We start from the raw sequence: 15,979 nt of genomic DNA, 5'->3' as shown, positions 1-15,979 counted from the left end.
CATGCCGGAACTGACCGGTTCGGCGCGCGGTGGCGGCGGCGGTTCGCGTGCCGCATTCGGCTTCATCTTCGCCACCGCGGTGATGAACACGATCTCGTTCGGCATCGTGCTGCCGGTGCTGCCGAACCTGATCAAGCAGTTCGCCGGCGGCGACACCGCGCTCGCGACCGAGTGGAGCACGTTGTTCGGCGTGGTGTGGGGCGCGATGCAACTGGTCTGCGGGCCGCTGCTCGGCGCGCTGTCCGATCGCGTCGGGCGGCGGCCGGTGCTGCTGATTTCGCTGTTCGGGCTGGCCGTCGATTCCTTCGTGATGGCGCTCGCGCCGAACCTCGCGTGGCTGTTCGCCGGGCGCGTGCTGAACGGGCTGACCTCGTCGAGCCTCGCCACCGCGAACGCCTACGTGGCCGACGTCACACCGCCCGAGCAACGCGCGCGCGCGTTCGGCCGGATCGGCGCGGCGGTGAGCCTGGGCTTTTTGGCCGGGCCGGCGCTCGGCGGCCTGCTGGCCGGCATCGATCTGCGCCTGCCGTGCTACGTGGCCGGCGCGCTGTCGGCGCTCAATTTTTTGTACGGGCTCGCGATCCTGCCCGAATCGCTCGCGCCCGAGGCGCGCACGGCCCGCCTCGACCGGCGCAAGCTCAATCCGTTCGGCGCGCTCGCGTTCCTGAAGGCGCGCGGCGATCTGCTCGGGCTGGCGGCGCTCGCGGTGCTGTTCGCGCTGGCGTGGATGGTGGGGCCGTCGATCTTCGTGCTGTACGGCGGCTATCGCTACGGCTGGACGCCGGCTGCGATCGGCCTCGTGATGATGGCGAGCGGCGGCCTCGGCACGCTGGTGCAGGTGGCGCTGGTGGGGCCGATCGTGAAGCGCGCCGGCGAGCGCGGCGCGCTGCTGATCGGCGCGGCGGCCGGCGCGCTCGGCTACCTGGGCTTCGGGCTCGCCTCGGCGGGCTGGGGCTACCTGCTGGCGATGCCCGTCTACGTGTTCTTCAACCTGTTCATGCCGGCGCTGCAGGCGCTGATGTCGCGTCGCGTGGACGAAGCCGGGCAGGGGCAGTTGCAAGGCGTGATGCAGGCCTTCGTGGGGCTCGCGTCGATCGTCGGGCCGCTGGTGTACGGGCTCGGCTTCGCGTGGTCGATCGGGCCGCGCGTGGCGCGGCCGATGCCGGGGCTCGCGTTCTTTCTGGCCGCCGCGTTGATGGCGGTGGCGTTCGTGGCGGCGTGGCGGGTGGCGCGCGGGGCGGGGCATGGCATCGAGCAGGGCATCGATAGCGGCGAACCGCGCGACACGATGCATGCCGGATAGCAAGTTGACTTCGCGGTTTGCGCGATGGGCGCCGCGATTGCGCCGCTCGATGCCGCCGGGCCGGTGCCGGATGCGCTCGATCCGGCCGACGGGCGGCGAGCCTGGCAGGGACGATCGATTCGAATTCCGCTCTGCAAGCGTCGCTCGTGGCATGAGTCGCTTATCGCGCGCGTCGCTCGTGGCATGCGCGGCTCATGGCAAGCGCCGCTCATGGCACGCGCGGCTCATGACACGCGCCGCGCGCTCACGCGGCGGCGCTTGCCCCCGGCGCTTTCACATGCGCGGGCGACAGCTCGGCCACGCTTCGGCAGCCGAGCATCGCGAGCGTGCGGTCGATCTCGTCCTTTAGGATCGCGATCACGCGCGAGGCGCCGGCCTCGCCGGCCACGGCCAGCCCGTACAGCGTCGCGCGGCCGAGCAGCACGGCATCGGCGCCGAGCGCGAGCGCTTTCACCACGTCGGCGCCACGGCGGATGCCGCTGTCCATCAGCAGCGCGCCGCGCCCATCGACGTGCTCGCCGGCATCGCAGGCGCGGCGCGTGGCGGCGAGCACGTCGATGGGCGCGATCGCGTCGTCGAGCTGGCGCGCGCCGTGGTTCGACAGGATCACCCCGTCGGCGCCGAGTTCGAGGCAGGCGCGGGCATCGTCGGCGGCGAGGATGCCCTTCACGAGCAGGCGATGCGGCCAGCGATCGCGCAAGCGGCGCAGGTCCTGCCAGTTGAAGCTCGCATCCATCTGCCGCTTGAGCAGCGCGGCCTTCACCTCGACGCTCGCGCCGTCGTCGGCACCCACGTTGGCCAGCGTCGGCACGCCGCCGTTGGCGAGCAGCGCGCACGACCAGCGCGGGTGCAGCAGGCCGTCGAGCAGCACGCGTGGCGTGTAGCGCAGCGGCAGCGCGAAGCCGTTGCGCAGGTCGCGCTCGCGCTTGCCGTTCAGCGGCACGTCCACGGTCACCACCAGCGTGCGATAGCCGGCGCGGGCGGCGCGCTCGGCCAGGCTGTCGGCGAGCGCGCGATGCATCACGTAAAGCTGGAACCACGGCTCGCCGCCGGCCTCGCCGGCGAGCCGTTCGAGCGTGACGTTCGAGGCGGTGGACATCGCGAACGGCACGCCGGCCTGCGCCGCCGCGCGCGCCAGCGCGATGTCGCCGTCCGGCCAGATCAGGCCGTTCAGCCCGGTGGGCGCGATCACGAACGGCGCGGCCTGCGGCTTGCCGAACAGCGTGGTATCGAGCGTGCGCGTGCTGACATCGACGAGCCGGCGCGGCACGAAGGCGATGCGCGAGAACGCGTCGCGATTGCGATCGAGGCCGCGCTCGTCCTCGGCGCCGCCATCGAGGTAGTCGAACACGCGGCGCGGCAGGCGGCGGCGGGCGAGGCGGCGAAAATCTTCGACGTTGACGGGATCGGGCATCGGCGGCAGGCGTGGTGGCGGCCCATGCGGCGCGACGACGAACGTGTCGCTCGGGCGGGGCGGGCGCGAAAGCGCACGAGTGTAAACGCTTTGCGCCTGCACGGGCGCCCCTGCGGCCCGCTTGCTTCGCATTGGCCGCCAATGCGAAGTGCGCGAACCGCCGGCGCGTGCGACTTAATCAAGAAAAATCAGCAAACGATTCATGGAGAAATGGCGGTGCTATCGTAGCCGCGATCGTCGATGGCCCGCGCCGGCAACGCCGCGCGCCGTCCCGCGAACACAATCATCGGGCGCCGCGCGAATGAAGCTGGGGCGGGGCGCACCGGGCACCGGACTCGTGATGGCGCGTCGCGGCGGGATACCCCCGTTTCGCGCGCCCAAGCGCTGCCCCGGTCGCTGTCAGATACAGGAGAGAGGGCCTTGTCGACTCAAGCCAATGCCGGAGCCTCGCGGCTCGCGGTGATGAATTTCCTCAACGAAGCCGCCAACGATTATCCCGATGCGATTTCGTTCGCGTCGGGCCGGCCGGCCGAGCAGTTCTTCTCGCTGGAGGGCTGGCTCGCCGCCGTGCCCGACTATCAGGCGCACGCGGCGCGCGAGGCGGGCCGGGATCTCGCGTTCGCGGGCCGGCGCATCGCCCAATACGGCCGCACGGCCGGCATCATCAACGCCCTGGTGGCCGAACAACTGCGCGTGGACGAGGGCATCGACTGCGACCCGCAGCAGGTGATGGTGACGGCCGGCTGCCAGGAAGCGCTCGCGCTGATCGTGCCGGCGCTGTGCCGTGCGCCCGGCGACGTGATGCTCGCGCGCAACCCCACCTATATCGGCATCACCGGCGTGGCCGATTTCGCCGGCATCGAGATCGTGCCGGTGGCCTGCGCCGACGGCGAGCGCTGGGAGCAGGCGCTGGCGCGCACCGCGGCCGCGCTGCGCCGCGTGGGCAAGACCGCGCGCGGCTTCTATCTGACGCCCGATTTCGACAATCCCACCGGCACCGTGCTCAGCGAAGCCGAGCGGCGTTCGATCATCGCCGGCTGCATCGAGCACCGCATCGTGGCGCTCGAAGACAACCCGTACGGCATGTTCCGCTTCGACGGCGACGCGCCGCCGCTGATGACGTCGCTCGATCCGGCCGGCTGCGTGATCTATCTCGCCACCTATTCGAAGACGCTGTGCCCGGCCGTGCGCATCGGCGCGACGGTGCTGCCGAAGCGGCTGTTCGGCGACGAGGCGGCGGCCGAGCGGTTGCGCGCCGAGCTCGCCGAGCGCAAGAGCTTCGTCACCGTCAACACGAGCCAGGTCACGCAGGCGCTGGTGGGCGGCGTGCTGCTGCGCGAGGGCGGCAGCCTGCGCAGGCTCGTCGAGGCGCCGCGCGCGTTCTATCACCGCAACCGCGACACGCTGGTGGCGGCGCTCGAGGCGCGGCTCGGCGGGCGCGACGGCATCGCCTGGAATCGGCCCGACGGCGGCTTCTTCCTCGGGGTGACGCTGCCGTTCGATTTCGGCCAGCGCGAGACGGTGGAATGTGCGCGCGATCACGGCGTGATCGTGATGCCGATGAGCTTCTTCTCGCTTGACGGCGGGTATCGCAACGCCGTGCGTCTTGCCTTCAGCAATGCCGAGCCGGCCGCGATCGAGGCCGGCGTCGAGCGCTTCGCGCGCTATCTCGACGCGAAGCTGCACGCCCTCGGCTGATCGGCCTCGCGCGGGCGCGCCCCGAGCGGGGGCGTCGCTGCGCGTGGCCGTGTCCCTTTCGTGTCCTTCACCACTCGTCTACAGGACCGTGCGCAGATGTGCCAGACCCTCATCATCGACAACTTCGATTCGTTCACCTACAACATCTTCCAGCAGATGGGCGAGGCCTGCGGCGTCGAACCGACCGTCGTGAAGAACACCGCGCGGCTCGACGACATCGATTTCTCGCGTTATGACTGCATCATCGTGTCGCCCGGGCCGGGCACGCCGGCGGTGCCCGCCGATGTCGGCATCAGCGCGGACGTGATCCGCGACGGCACGCTGCCGCTGCTCGGCGTGTGCCTCGGCCATCAGTGCATGGCGCACGTGCACGGCATGGAGGTGGTGCACGCGCCCGAGCCGATGCACGGCCGGGTCAACGTGATTCGCCACGACGGGCGCGGCGTGTTCGCCGGCCTGCCCGAGGCGCTGTCGATCGTGCGCTATCACTCGCTGGTGGTGAAGGCGGTGCAGGAGCCGTTCGAGGCCTGCGCGTGGGGCGAGGACGGCGTGATCCACGGCATCCGCCATCGCACGCGTCCGCTGCACGGCGTGCAGTTCCATCCGGAATCGATCTGCACCGAAGGCGGCATCGACCTGTTTCGCAACTTCCGCGACATCGCGCTGGCCCACAAGCGCAAGCAGGCCGCCTGAATCGCCCACGCGGCGCGTGGTGCGGCTCATGCCGTTCGTCTTGCCGTTGCGGCGCGTGCTCTTTCATCGAGATCGGACAGGGCGCGCCGCAGCCGCATGGTTCGCCTTGACGTTACCGGGTGAGGGGCTGCGGTTTTCTTCGCGCTTCGGCGGCGGTTTGGAGAAGTGCGCAACACGCTCCAGGGGATCGGCTAAGATACGGCCCGCCCATCATTACCGAACCAGCGGAGTACGCCGTGATTCAACCGACCCCCGTCTTCAAGGACAACCTCGCGCAACTGCCGGCCATCGACGGCATCGAACGGATCGACCTCGTCGATGCCGGCGGCGGCGTCGTGTCGACGATCGAAAACAAGCCGGGCAAGCAAGGCTCGCTCGCGGTCTATCACTACCTGCAACAGGCGTTCGGCAAGCTCGACGCCGCGGCGGCCGAGCATGGCCTCGCGGTGTTCGGCGAGCACACGGCCGACGCGCGCAACCGCCCGGGCGCGCACCCGAACGTCGATCGTCTGCTGGAGGTGGCAGGCGGCGCGCCCGCGCTGCGTATCGATGTGATCGCCGCCGCCTGAGAGGCTGCGCGGCGCGAGGCTCGGCGGGTTTCAGCCTGACTGCCGAGCGCTTCGCACCGTTTCGATTGCAGGGCTTCGGCTCAACCTCCGGGGGCTTCGCGCCGCCTCGATTGAAGGGCTTCGGCCCGACCTTCGGGGGCTTCGCGCCGCCTCGGTTGCAGGGCTTCGGCCCAATCTCGGGGGCTTCGCGCCGCCTCGATTGAAGGGCTTCGGCCCGACCTCCGAGGGCTTCGCGCCGCCCCGGTTGCAGGGCTTCATCCTGACCTCCGAGGGCCTTGCGCTCCCTCCGGGTTGTTTGGCCCTGCCGCCATGGCCCGTTGCGTGCCGTCCGCCGAGCGCGGCGGCCGTTCCCGCCCGAGGTTTCTCTTACGTTGCCGACCCGGCCGTGGCCGACGCCTCGCTCGTCACGCCGAATTCGCCGTCGAGCCAGCGCTGCACCACGCCCGGCAGTTCCGTCATCCGTTCGAACGTCACATGCACGCCGATCGCGAGCAGCGCCGCGCGCCGTTCGTCGGGCGCGTGCGCGCTGCCGGTGAAGCCGAGCACCGTCATGCCGGCCGCGAGCGCGGCGCGCGCGCCGGTCACGCTGTCCTCGATCACGGCGCAGCCCGACGGCGGCACCTGCAAGGTGTCCGACGCGGCCAGGTAGACGTCGGGCGCCGGCTTCGGGCGCGCCACGCGTTCGCCGGTGAACAGGCGGCCGCCGAACACCTCGTCGAGGCCGACGCGCTTGACCACGCGCTCGACGTAATCGAGATCGCTGTTGCTCGCGCAGGCCAGCCGCAGCGCGATCGACTTGAGCGCCTCGACGGCACCCGGGATTTCGGGCGCGTGGGCCGCGTTGGTGCGGATGTCCTCGCGGATCGAATGGATTTCGTCCTCGCTGATGGTGCGGCCGAGCGTCTTGCCGGCCTCGGTCAGCACCACGGCGGTACGCATGCCGAGCAGCGGGCGGATTGCGTCGTGGACGCCTTCGACCTGCCAGAGCGCCTCCAGGCGTTCGATGACGATGCGCTCGGCAATCGCCTCGCTGTCGACGAGCACGCCGTCGCAATCGCTGATCAGGGCACGGTCCGCGCGCAGCGGGGAAGGGGTGGGGGCTTGCATGGGGTTCTCCTGCGGTAACCGGCCATGATACCGGCAAGGCCGTGCGGCCGGCTCGCCGGACGCCGGCAGGTTCTTGTCCCGGCGCGACCTGGCCGGGAGATGGTGCATTGCACCAGATCATTTGATCTTTCATCAAGCAAAAGATCGTGTCTTGATTTTTGGATGAAATCGATGGTGTCGTGTCATTCGGAGCGCGAGGTGTCAGATTCGGCAATAAATCGATGTTTTCGCTGTCATGACGAATAAATGGGCCGATATGAAGGTAATCAATGCGATTTCATCGCGTCCTGATCCCATCCGCCTCAAGCAATCTCTGCCAGAGCTTGCACGATGAAAGTGCGCAATTCTTGACTGAGAGTCAAGGCTCTTTCCCCATTCGACGGCTTTTTGCAGGGCAGCATTGCGGGCACACTGCGACCACGTCGAATAGCGGGTGCAGCCGGCCCGCGCTTTTATTGCGCCTTTACAGGACCGCCGTCATGAACGCTTCCTCCTCTCCCGCCGCGTCGGCGCCGAGCTCGACCTTGCCGCTGCTGGCGCTGGCCGTCGGCGCGTTCGGCATCGGCACCACCGAGTTCTCGCCGATGGGCCTGCTGCCGGTGATCGCCGACGGCGTCCACGTCTCGATTCCGAGCGCCGGCATGCTGATCAGCGCCTACGCGATCGGCGTGATGGTCGGCGCGCCGATCATGACGCTGCTGCTCGCGCGTGCCTCGCGCCGCACCGCGCTGGTGTTGCTGATGAGCATCTTCACGATCGGCAACCTGCTGTCGGCCATCGCGCCCGACTACACCACGCTGCTGCTCGCGAGGCTCGTGACCAGCCTGAATCACGGCGCGTTCTTCGGCATCGGCTCGGTGGTGGCGGCCTCGCTCGTGCCGCGCGAACGCCAGGCCAGCGCGGTGGCCACGATGTTCATGGGGCTCACCATCGCCAACGTCGGCGGCGTGCCGGCCGCTACCTGGCTCGGCCAGATGATCGGCTGGCGGATGTCGTTCGTCGCGACCTCCGGCCTCGGCGTGCTGGCCATGGCCGGGCTGCTCGCGGCGCTGCCGAAGGGCGAGGCCGGCCGCATGCCCGACGTGCGCGCCGAACTGGCCGTGCTGACGCGCCCGGTGGTGCTCGGCGCGATGGCCACCACGGTGCTCGGCGCGGGTTCGATGTTCACGCTCTACACCTATATCGCGCCGGCGCTCGAACACCTGACGCACGCGTCGCCGGGCTTCGTCACGGCGATGCTGGTGCTGATCGGGGTGGGCTTCTCGATCGGCAACGTGGCGGGCGGGCGGCTGGCCGACCGGTCGCTCGAAGGCAGCCTGATCGCGTTCCTGTTGTTGCTGATCGTGGTGATGGCGGCGTTCCCGGTGCTGGCCACGACGCAGGTGGGCGCGGCGCTGGCGCTGCTGGTCTGGGGCGCGGGCGCGTTCGCCGTGGTGCCGCCGTTGCAGATGCGCGTGATGCGCGCCGCGTCCGAAGCGCCGGGGCTGGCGGCGTCGGTCAATGTCGGCGCGTTCAATCTCGGCAATGCGCTCGGCGCGGCGGCCGGCGGCGCGGTGCTGTCGTCGGGGCTGGGGTATGCGGCCGTGTCGCTGGCGGGCGCTGGGATCGCGGCGCTCGGGCTGTTGCTGGTGCTGTCGCAGATGCGTCGCCGGGCGAGTCCGGCCGCTTGCTGAACGCGGTGGCTTGAGTATTGGCCCGCGTGCGGTGCGCCGCGCGTGAGGCGAGGTTGCTGAGGGTTGGTTTGTTCTGCCCTGACGGCGGTGCGTGCTACGCGCCGCCGTTTTGCTTTTTGGCGCGGACGAGCGCGGGGCGAGGAGCGGGGAAGGCGCGAGGGCCGTGAAGCAGGGGGCTTACTGACCCGAGGCGGCGGAAGCGGGAGCGGCCGGGGCGGCGGTTGGTGCCGAGGCGGGAGCGGTCGAAGCGGCGGTCGGGGTCGAGGCAGCAGACGTGGTCGAAGCGGCGGGTGGGGCTGAGGCGGCAGACGTGGTTGAACCAGCGGCCGGGGTTGATGCGGCAGACGCGGAAGTGGCCGAAGCGGCAGCCGGTGCGGAAGCGGATTGGTTTGCGGCGGCGGGTGACGATGTGGCGCTGGCCGGGGCCGCGGCGGACGCGGAAGTGGCCGAAGCGGCAGCCGGTGCGGAAGCGGCTTGATTTGCGGCGGCGGGTGACGATGCGGCGCTGGCCGGGGCCGCGGCGGACGCGGCAACAGCCGCGCTGGTGTTCTGCGTCGGGGCCGAGGCTGCGTTGACGTTCGATGCGGCAGCGGCCGCCTGAGCAGGCGCGGCCGTGGCCGGTGCGGGGGATGATGCGGCGGCGGTGGCTGCGGCAGGTGCCGATGTGGCAGTCGTGGCCGCGGCAGATGCCGATGCAGCGGCCGGAGCCGCTGCGGGTGTGGCAGCCGTCGCGCTCGACGCAGGAGCCGGGTTGGCGCTCGGCGTGGCTGCGGGATGCGAAGCCGCAACCGGCGCGGTCGTATTCGATGCCGCCGGTGCAGCAACGGCGGCCTTGACCGGCGCGGCCTGCGGCGCCGGTGCGTTGGCCGCGGCATGGCCGTTCGGAGCGATCGTTGTCGCGGCGCCCGGCGTCAGATTGACCTCGCCTTGCGTCGGCACGCCGGCCGCGCCGACCTGATTCGCTGCCGACGCGTTCATGCCTTGCGTGGCTGGCGCGGCCGTGGCCTGCGCTGCGCCGCCGTTAGGCAGCGCGGACGTGCCCGTCGAGGCCACCACGGCCTGCGCGCCGGGCGCAACATTCGCGCCTGCGGCCGGGGCCGTCGCCGCATGCGACGCTGCTGTCGCCGTAGGCACCAGCACAGCCTCGGGCGCTACCGGCGAAGATGACGACGAAGAAGGCGAAGCGGACGGCGAAGACGCCGGCCCCGTCGGCTCGGCCGGCGTGCGCATCTTGACCGGCCCGGTATCGCCCGGCCCACCCGTGCCCGGCGCCGGTTCCGGCAGCGGCGCGACCGGCTCCTGCTCGGCGGCCTTGGCCGCCGCCTTGCCGTGCTTGGCCGGATTGACCTTCAGGAAGTGATCGACGAGCTTGAAGAAACGGTCGTAGAACACGCCGGCCGGAATCGTCTCGCTGGCGATCTTCACCATCGAATCGTCGCTCGACCCGATCGGCAAGGACAACGAACCGAGCACCGACAGGCCCACACTGGCCGACGTGCTGGTCTTCTTGAGCGTGTAGCGGTCCTGCACGGCGTTCACGTAGGCGATGCTCGAACCCGAATCGGGATCCGAATCGACGCAGACCACGTGAAACTCGATCACCACGTGCGAATCGTTGGCCGGCTGGAAGTTCTTGCTGCCGTCGACGGTATCGGGCCGCGCCAGGTTGGTGGTGTAGCCCTGGCTCAGCAGCGCGCGGCGCGCGGCCTCGCAGGTGGCCGACGAAGTGTCGTGGAAGGTGTGCGTGTACGGGCTGCTCGACGCGTCGAACTGCTCCTGCGTGTACAGCGGCTTGGGCGCGGACGAGCAGGCCGACAGCAAGGCCGTGGCCGCGAACGCGCAAGTCAGGGAAATCAGGCGAAGTCGAGTGTGCATGGCGTCGGGTAGTGGGAGGGACGCACCGGCCCGGCACCGCGCGATGCGACCCCGGGCCGCTTGCGTGACCGGCCGCTATTATAGTTTCCCCTGATGCCAGGCTGCATTTGCCGCGCGAACGCGCAGGCGGCGCAGTCGAAAAACGACACACGAAAAAAATCCCGCCCAACCGGGGCGGGATCGTGCTGCACGTGTTGCCGAATCGCTCAGGCCTGGCCCGTGGCGATCTCGATCTTGCGCGGCAGCGCTTCGGCGCGGCGCGGGATACGCAGCGTCAGCACGCCGTCGCGCAGGTTCGCGTCGATGCGCGCGGTGTCGAAGTGCGGGCTGACCGCGAAGCTGCGCAGGTAGCGCGGCGTGCGCCGTTCGGCATGCTGCACGCGCAGGCCGGCCGTTTGCGGCAGATCGGCCTGGGCGTCGATGGTCAGGCGGCCGTCGTGCACGCGCACGTCGAGGCCCGCTTTCGCGACGCCGGGCAGGTCGGCCCACAGCGTGATGCCTTGCGCGTCCTCGGTGATATCCACCGACGGCGTGACGCTCGGGCCGCGACGCGGCGTGTCATGGGCGCCCGGTTGGGCCGGTGCGGTGGCGTCGGCGGCGGGGCGGTCGATGAGTTCGGGAGTGGTGGTCATGGCGATGGTCCTCGCAATCATTTACTGAACGTGAATCGAACGCGGCTGCGCGGCAGCGCGCTTCGCGATACGGATGTGCAGGCAGCCGTTGTCGTAGCGCGCCTCGATGTTGCCGGCGTCGGCATTCGACGGCAGTTCCACCGCGCGGCGGAAGCGGCCGCTGAAGCGTTCGCGCGACAGCGGGCGAGCCGCTTCGGCTTGCGCGGTTCGGGCGGCAGGTTCCGCACCAGATGATTCGGCATCCGAAACATTATTGGACGAAAAAGAAACGCCGGGCGATGCGGTGCTGCGTTCGCCGCTGATGGTCAGGAGTCCTTTGTCGATGGTCACGTCGAAATCGCCGGCCTGCATGCCCGGGGCGAAGGCGACGATCTCGATCGCATCGTCGTTCGCGCCGACGTTGATCGGCGGGAAGGTGTCGAAGCGGCTGCCGCGCGAGGCGGCGAAGCCCGACATCTGCCGTTGCAGCCGGTCGAGTTCGCCGAACAGGTCGGCGCCGAAGCGATACGTGGTCATGGTTCGAATCCTCTCGAAGATCGATCGGCATGGACGGTGCGCGAAGGGCGCGGGCCATGCGATGCGGGGTCAACCGGCGGTGCGGAACGCAACCGCCTCATGGCTCCACAAATAAGAACGTTGCGCACGAATTCAAGAGGGATTTTTCAAACCGATGCTTGCGGGTGCATCGATCGCCGGCGGCCCGCTGGCAGCCCGTTGGGGTCGCGCCCCGCTTCAGGGGCATCCCTATCGGGATCATCCCTAGCAGCGGCGTCGTGCCATCCCAAACTTTGGAATCGCGATGGTATGCTGCCCCACTCTCGAATACTGAGGTCTCGCATCGGCAATGCCGATTCCCGTGATCGTTGCAATCCCCAATCCCCGTGAAGGTTTCGCCGCCGGCCGCGCTGCCGCGCCGCACAGAAACCCGCCTGCGCCAGCAGCGTCCCGCGACCGCGCGAGGCGTGCGCGGCGCCGCGCCCCGCCGCGCACGCGCTGACGCGCAGGCCTCACGCACACCGTCTTCCTTTTCAACACCTATCCGGAGATTTCCATGACCCGAAACCAAGCGGTCGAGGCCACGCATTCCCTGTCGCTCGACGTGCCCGAGTACGTTCGCCATCGCGGCCTGATCGACTGGGTCGCGCGCATCGCCGCGCTGACCGAAGCCGACAAGGTGGTGTGGTGCGACGGCTCGCAGGAAGAATACGATCGCTTCTGCGAACAGATGGTCGCGCAGGGCACCATGATCCGGCTCAACCCGGCCAAGCGCCCGAACTCGTTTCTCGCGCTGTCCGATCCGTCGGACGTGGCGCGCGTCGAGGATCGCACGTTCATCTGCAGCGAAGCGCGCGACGATGCCGGCCCGACCAACCATTGGGTCGCGCCCGCCGAGATGCGCGGCACGCTCGACGGCCTGTTCCGCGGCGCGATGCGCGGCCGCACGCTCTACGTCGTGCCGTTCTCGATGGGGCCGCTCGGCTCGCCGATCGCGCATATCGGCGTGGAGCTGTCCGACAGCCCGTACGTGGCCGTCAACATGCGGATCATGACGCGCATGGGCCGCGACGTGTATCGCGTGCTCGGCGAGGACGGCCATTTCGTGCCGTGCGTGCACAGCGTCGGCAAGCCGCTCGCGGCCGGCGAGGCCGACGTGCCGTGGCCGTGCAACGACACCAAGTACATCGTGCATTTCCCCGAAACGCGCGAGATCTGGAGCTACGGCTCGGGCTACGGCGGCAACGCGCTGCTCGGGAAAAAGTGCTTCGCACTCCGGATCGCCTCGACGATGGGCCGCGACGAAGGCTGGCTCGCCGAGCACATGCTGATCCTCGGCGTGACCGCGCCCGACGGCACCAAACGCCATATCGCGGCGGCGTTCCCGTCGGCCTGCGGCAAGACCAACTTCGCGATGCTGATCCCGCCGGCCGGCTTCGACGGCTGGAAGGTCACGACGATCGGCGACGACATCGCCTGGATCAAGCCCGGCCAGGACGGCAAGCTCTACGCGATCAACCCGGAAGCCGGCTATTTCGGCGTCGCGCCGGGCACCGGCGAGAAGACCAACCCGAACGCGCTGGCCACGTTGCGCGAGAACGTGATCTTCACGAACGTCGCGCTGACCGACGACGGCGACGTCTGGTGGGAAGGCCTGACCGACACGCCGCCCGCGCATCTGCTCGACTGGCAGGGCCAGGACTGGACGCCCGCGATCGGCAAGGAAACCGGCCGCAAGGCCGCGCATCCGAACGCGCGCTTCACGGCGCCGGCCTCGCAATGCCCGTCGATCGATGCCGACTGGGACAACCCGGCCGGCGTGGCGATCGACGCGTTCGTGTTCGGCGGCCGCCGCTCGACCACGGTGCCGCTCGTGACCGAGGCGCGCGACTGGACCGAGGGCGTCTACATGGCCGCCACGATGGGCTCCGAAACCACCGCCGCTGCCGCCGGCAAGCAGGGCGTGGTGCGCCGCGACCCGTTCGCGATGCTGCCGTTCTGCGGCTACAACATGAGCGACTATTTCTCGCACTGGCTGAAGCTTGGTAGCCAACTGGAAGCGTCGGGCGCGACGTTGCCGAAGATCTACTGCGTGAACTGGTTCCGCAAGGACGCCGACGGCCGCTTCGCGTGGCCCGGCTTCGGCGAGAACATGCGCGTGCTGAAGTGGATGCTGGAGCGCATCGATGGCCGGGGCGAGGGCGTCGAGCACGCGCTCGGCCTGACGCCGCGCTATCAGGACATCGACTGGGGCGGCATGGCGTTCACGGCCGAACAGTTCGAGCAGGTGGCCTCGGTCGATCGCGACGCATGGCGCGAGGAACTGGCGCTGCACGACGAGCTGTTCGACAAGCTGAAGACCCGCCTGCCGCAAGCGCTGGCCGACACCAAGGCGGCCTTCGAGGCGCGGCTCCGAGGCTGACCGGGTAGCAGGCCTGCCCGGATTCACCCTGAAAAAACGCCACGCGAACCCGGTTCGCGTGGCGTTTTTCATTGGCGTGGAGAATCGGCGGTCCAAAGCAGTTCAGGGCGATTCGCAGCCGTTCGATGCGACAATCGTCGCCGTCATTCATTGAACGAATTCGCTACCGGAGACCGCATCCCATGGATATCCAACGCATTGCCGTCGTCGGCGCGGGCGTGATCGGCGCAAGCTGGACCGCCTTCTATCTCGATCAGGGCTTCGAGGTGGTCGTGACCGACCCCGCGCCCGACGCGGCCGAACGGCTCGACGTGGCGCTCGTGCGCTTCATGGGCGAGGCGCGGCTCGCGGCCTGCCGCGCCAAGCTGCGCTTCGTGGCCGATCTCGACGCCGCGCTCGACGGCGTGGATTTCGTGCAGGAAAACGGCCCCGAGCGGCTCGACGTCAAGCGCGAGCTGTATCGTCGCCTGGATGCGCGCCTGCCGGCCGAGGCGCTGATCGCATCGAGTTCGTCGGGCCTGCGCATGTCCGATATCCAGACCGCCTGCGAACGGCATCCCGAGCGCTGCCTGATCGCGCATCCGTTCAATCCCCCGCACCTGATTCCGCTCGTCGAGCTGGCCGGTGGCGAAGCCACCGCGCCCGAGGCGATCGCGCGCGCCAAGCGCTTCTACGACGGGCTCGGCAAGGTCACGATCGTGCTGAACAAGGAGATGCCCGGCCACGTGGCGAACCGGCTGGCCGCCGCGTTGTTCCGCGAGGTGTATCACCTGGTGGGCGAGGGCGTGGTCAGCGTGGCCGACGCCGACAAGGCGGTGTCCTGGGGGCCGGGCCTGCGCTGGGGGCTGATGGGGCAGGGCCTGACCTATCACCTGGGCGGCGGCGACGGCGGCATGGCGCATTTCCTCGACCATCTGTCGGGGCCGATCACGAGCTGGTGGGACGATCTCGGCGCGCCCGCGTTCAACGAGGACGTCGATCGCAAGCTGATCGAGGAACTGCGCGAGATTCAGGGTGCGCGCTCGATTGCCGAACTCGGCGCGGAGCGCGACCGGCTGCTGGTGGAATTGATCGAGGCGCGCCGGCGCAGCTTCCTGCCCTGATCGAAACCGAGCCCGCGCGCGAATGAGGGCAGGCGGCCGTAGCGACGGCCTGCCTTAGAATTCCGCCGCTGCCGCCACCAGCGTGGCTTCGAGCGCGAGCGTCGAGCGCGACGCCGAGGCGGGCCGGTCGATCACGTATTCGAGGTCGCCGAGCGCGGGCAGGCCCGCTTCGAGCTTGGCCAGGCCCTGCGGGATCACGTAGCCGGCGAACGCCGACACGCCCAGCCCGGCCGCCGCGGCCGCGCGCAGCGCCGCGATGCTGCTGCTCGATACGGCAATCCGATAGGGGCGACCGATCGCGTTCAGGGTTTCGAGCACGCGCTGGCGCGACACGCTCGGCTCCGGGTGCAGCGCGAGCGGCAGCACCGGCTCGCGCCCGGTGATCGGCGAGGCCGGCCCGGTACACCAGTACAGCGGCTCGGTGCGGATCACGCGGCCGCGCCGGCTGCCGGCGATGCGCTTGGCGAACACCAGGTCGTGGCGGCCCTCGTCGAGCGCGTGGAACAGGTCGCCCGACAGCCCGGTGGTGATCTCCAGTTCGACTTCCGGGTTGCGCTGGATGAAGCTGACCAGCGCGGCGGGCAGGTGGGCCGACGCGAAATCCTCCGACATGCCGAGCCGTACCTTGCCCGACAGCGGTGGTCCGCACACCGACATCACCGCTTCGTCCATCAGTTCGAGGATTCGGCTCGCGTAGCGGTGCAGCGCGTCGCCGTTGGCGGACAGCCGCACGTTGCGCGTGTCGCGCTCGAACAGCGGCCGGTCGAGCAGCTCTTCGAGCCGCCGGATGTGCTGGCTGACGGTGGATTGCGAGAGATTGACGCGCTCGGACGCGGCGGTGAAGCTGCCGGTCTGGGCGACGGCGACGAAACTGCGCAGCAGTTCGGGCGATAACGAACGCATGGTGGAATCCAGATGAACGGCGGCAGCGGCGCGCGGGCGCGGCCCGGCTGGGCCGTCGCAGCAGTTTACGGCAAGACGCCCGAGGGCGGCGC

At 69.7% G+C, this 15,979-nt stretch carries 13 protein-coding genes; 7 read left to right on the top strand and 6 right to left on the bottom strand.

The annotated features are described in order from the left end of the window. Position 1 precedes the first annotated feature (1 nt). The gene (locus AB4851_RS29435; protein WP_414449900.1) at positions 2-1,303 is read left to right on the top strand and encodes an MFS transporter; all 1,302 of its coding nucleotides are present in this window, start codon (positions 2-4) and stop codon (positions 1,301-1,303) included. 244 nt (positions 1,304-1,547) lie between these two features. On the opposite strand, the gene AB4851_RS29430 is transcribed toward AB4851_RS29435, so the two are convergent. Then, positions 1,548-2,717: an alpha-hydroxy-acid oxidizing protein gene (locus tag AB4851_RS29430; protein WP_414449899.1), complete on the bottom strand. Its 1,170-nt coding sequence runs from the start codon at positions 2,715-2,717 to the stop codon at positions 1,548-1,550. A 420-nt stretch (positions 2,718-3,137) separates the two neighbouring features. On the opposite strand from AB4851_RS29430, the gene AB4851_RS29425 reads away from it, so the two are divergent. From AB4851_RS29425 to AB4851_RS29415, 3 genes are all read left to right on the top strand, one after another. Next, entirely contained in the window at positions 3,138-4,415 is a 1,278-nt protein-coding gene (locus AB4851_RS29425; protein ID WP_414449898.1) for a PLP-dependent aminotransferase family protein, read from the top strand. Positions 4,416-4,511: 96 nt separating this feature from the next. Next, positions 4,512-5,108 (top strand): anthranilate synthase component II, encoded by a 597-nt coding sequence (locus tag AB4851_RS29420; RefSeq protein ID WP_414449897.1) that lies wholly within the window; start codon positions 4,512-4,514, stop codon positions 5,106-5,108. A gap of 236 nt (positions 5,109-5,344) precedes the next feature. After that, positions 5,345-5,677: a DUF2322 family protein gene (locus AB4851_RS29415; protein ID WP_414449896.1), complete on the top strand. Its 333-nt coding sequence runs from the start codon at positions 5,345-5,347 to the stop codon at positions 5,675-5,677. A 366-nt stretch (positions 5,678-6,043) separates the two neighbouring features. Here the strand turns inward: AB4851_RS29415 and AB4851_RS29410 are convergent, their stop codons facing one another. Then, a complete protein-coding gene (locus tag AB4851_RS29410; RefSeq protein ID WP_414449895.1) occupies positions 6,044-6,784 on the bottom strand; it encodes an HAD family hydrolase in 741 nt (246 codons plus the stop codon). 479 nt (positions 6,785-7,263) lie between these two features. Between AB4851_RS29410 and AB4851_RS29405 the strand changes: the two genes are divergently transcribed. Next, positions 7,264-8,457 (top strand): MFS transporter, encoded by a 1,194-nt coding sequence (locus tag AB4851_RS29405; protein WP_414449894.1) that lies wholly within the window; start codon positions 7,264-7,266, stop codon positions 8,455-8,457. Positions 8,458-8,634: 177 nt separating this feature from the next. Here the strand turns inward: AB4851_RS29405 and AB4851_RS29400 are convergent, their stop codons facing one another. From AB4851_RS29400 to AB4851_RS29390, 3 genes are all read right to left on the bottom strand, one after another. After that, positions 8,635-10,332, bottom strand: a complete 1,698-nt coding sequence (locus AB4851_RS29400; protein WP_414449893.1) for a DUF2242 domain-containing protein — start codon at positions 10,330-10,332, stop codon at positions 8,635-8,637. A 206-nt stretch (positions 10,333-10,538) separates the two neighbouring features. After that, a complete protein-coding gene (locus tag AB4851_RS29395) occupies positions 10,539-10,964 on the bottom strand; it encodes an Hsp20/alpha crystallin family protein (RefSeq protein ID WP_414449892.1) in 426 nt (141 codons plus the stop codon). A gap of 21 nt (positions 10,965-10,985) precedes the next feature. Then, positions 10,986-11,480, bottom strand: coding sequence for an Hsp20/alpha crystallin family protein (locus tag AB4851_RS29390; RefSeq protein ID WP_414444536.1), 495 nt, complete (start codon positions 11,478-11,480; stop codon positions 10,986-10,988). A 535-nt stretch (positions 11,481-12,015) separates the two neighbouring features. Here AB4851_RS29390 and AB4851_RS29385 point away from each other — a divergent pair. Further along, on the top strand, positions 12,016-13,881 hold the full coding sequence (locus AB4851_RS29385; RefSeq protein ID WP_414449891.1) for a phosphoenolpyruvate carboxykinase (GTP): 1,866 nt from the start codon (positions 12,016-12,018) through the stop codon (positions 13,879-13,881). A gap of 182 nt (positions 13,882-14,063) precedes the next feature. Beyond that, complete coding sequence (locus AB4851_RS29380) at positions 14,064-14,984, top strand: 3-hydroxyacyl-CoA dehydrogenase NAD-binding domain-containing protein (RefSeq protein WP_414449890.1); 921 nt, start codon at positions 14,064-14,066, stop codon at positions 14,982-14,984. A 54-nt stretch (positions 14,985-15,038) separates the two neighbouring features. Here the strand turns inward: AB4851_RS29380 and AB4851_RS29375 are convergent, their stop codons facing one another. Beyond that, positions 15,039-15,887 carry a LysR family transcriptional regulator gene (locus tag AB4851_RS29375; protein ID WP_414444539.1) on the bottom strand — a complete coding sequence of 283 codons (849 nt, stop codon included), beginning with the start codon at positions 15,885-15,887 and terminating at the stop codon, positions 15,039-15,041. Positions 15,888-15,979: the final 92 nt, after the last annotated feature.

It is taken from the genome of Burkholderia sp. 22PA0099, assembly GCF_047497165.1.
Taxonomy (GTDB): domain Bacteria; phylum Pseudomonadota; class Gammaproteobacteria; order Burkholderiales; family Burkholderiaceae; genus Burkholderia.
Note: the sequence above shows the minus strand (reverse complement) of the source record. Positions and strands in the feature narration are given on the sequence as shown.

Bases quoted from the DNA above. Each gene is read 5' to 3' on its own strand.
- AB4851_RS29435 (WP_414449900.1), top strand. From the start codon at position 2: ATGCCGGAACTGACCGGTTCGGCGCGCGGTGGCGGCGGCGGTTCGCGT.
- AB4851_RS29430 (WP_414449899.1), bottom strand. From the start codon at position 2,717: ATGCCCGATCCCGTCAACGTCGAAGATTTTCGCCGCCTCGCCCGCCGC.
- AB4851_RS29420 (WP_414449897.1), top strand. From the start codon at position 4,512: ATGTGCCAGACCCTCATCATCGACAACTTCGATTCGTTCACCTACAAC.
- AB4851_RS29410 (WP_414449895.1), bottom strand. From the start codon at position 6,784: ATGCAAGCCCCCACCCCTTCCCCGCTGCGCGCGGACCGTGCCCTGATC.
- AB4851_RS29405 (WP_414449894.1), top strand. From the start codon at position 7,264: ATGAACGCTTCCTCCTCTCCCGCCGCGTCGGCGCCGAGCTCGACCTTG.
- AB4851_RS29400 (WP_414449893.1), bottom strand. From the start codon at position 10,332: ATGCACACTCGACTTCGCCTGATTTCCCTGACTTGCGCGTTCGCGGCC.
- AB4851_RS29395 (WP_414449892.1), bottom strand. From the start codon at position 10,964: ATGACCACCACTCCCGAACTCATCGACCGCCCCGCCGCCGACGCCACC.
- AB4851_RS29390 (WP_414444536.1), bottom strand. From the start codon at position 11,480: ATGACCACGTATCGCTTCGGCGCCGACCTGTTCGGCGAACTCGACCGG.
- AB4851_RS29385 (WP_414449891.1), top strand. From the start codon at position 12,016: ATGACCCGAAACCAAGCGGTCGAGGCCACGCATTCCCTGTCGCTCGAC.
- AB4851_RS29380 (WP_414449890.1), top strand. From the start codon at position 14,064: ATGGATATCCAACGCATTGCCGTCGTCGGCGCGGGCGTGATCGGCGCA.
- AB4851_RS29375 (WP_414444539.1), bottom strand. From the start codon at position 15,887: ATGCGTTCGTTATCGCCCGAACTGCTGCGCAGTTTCGTCGCCGTCGCC.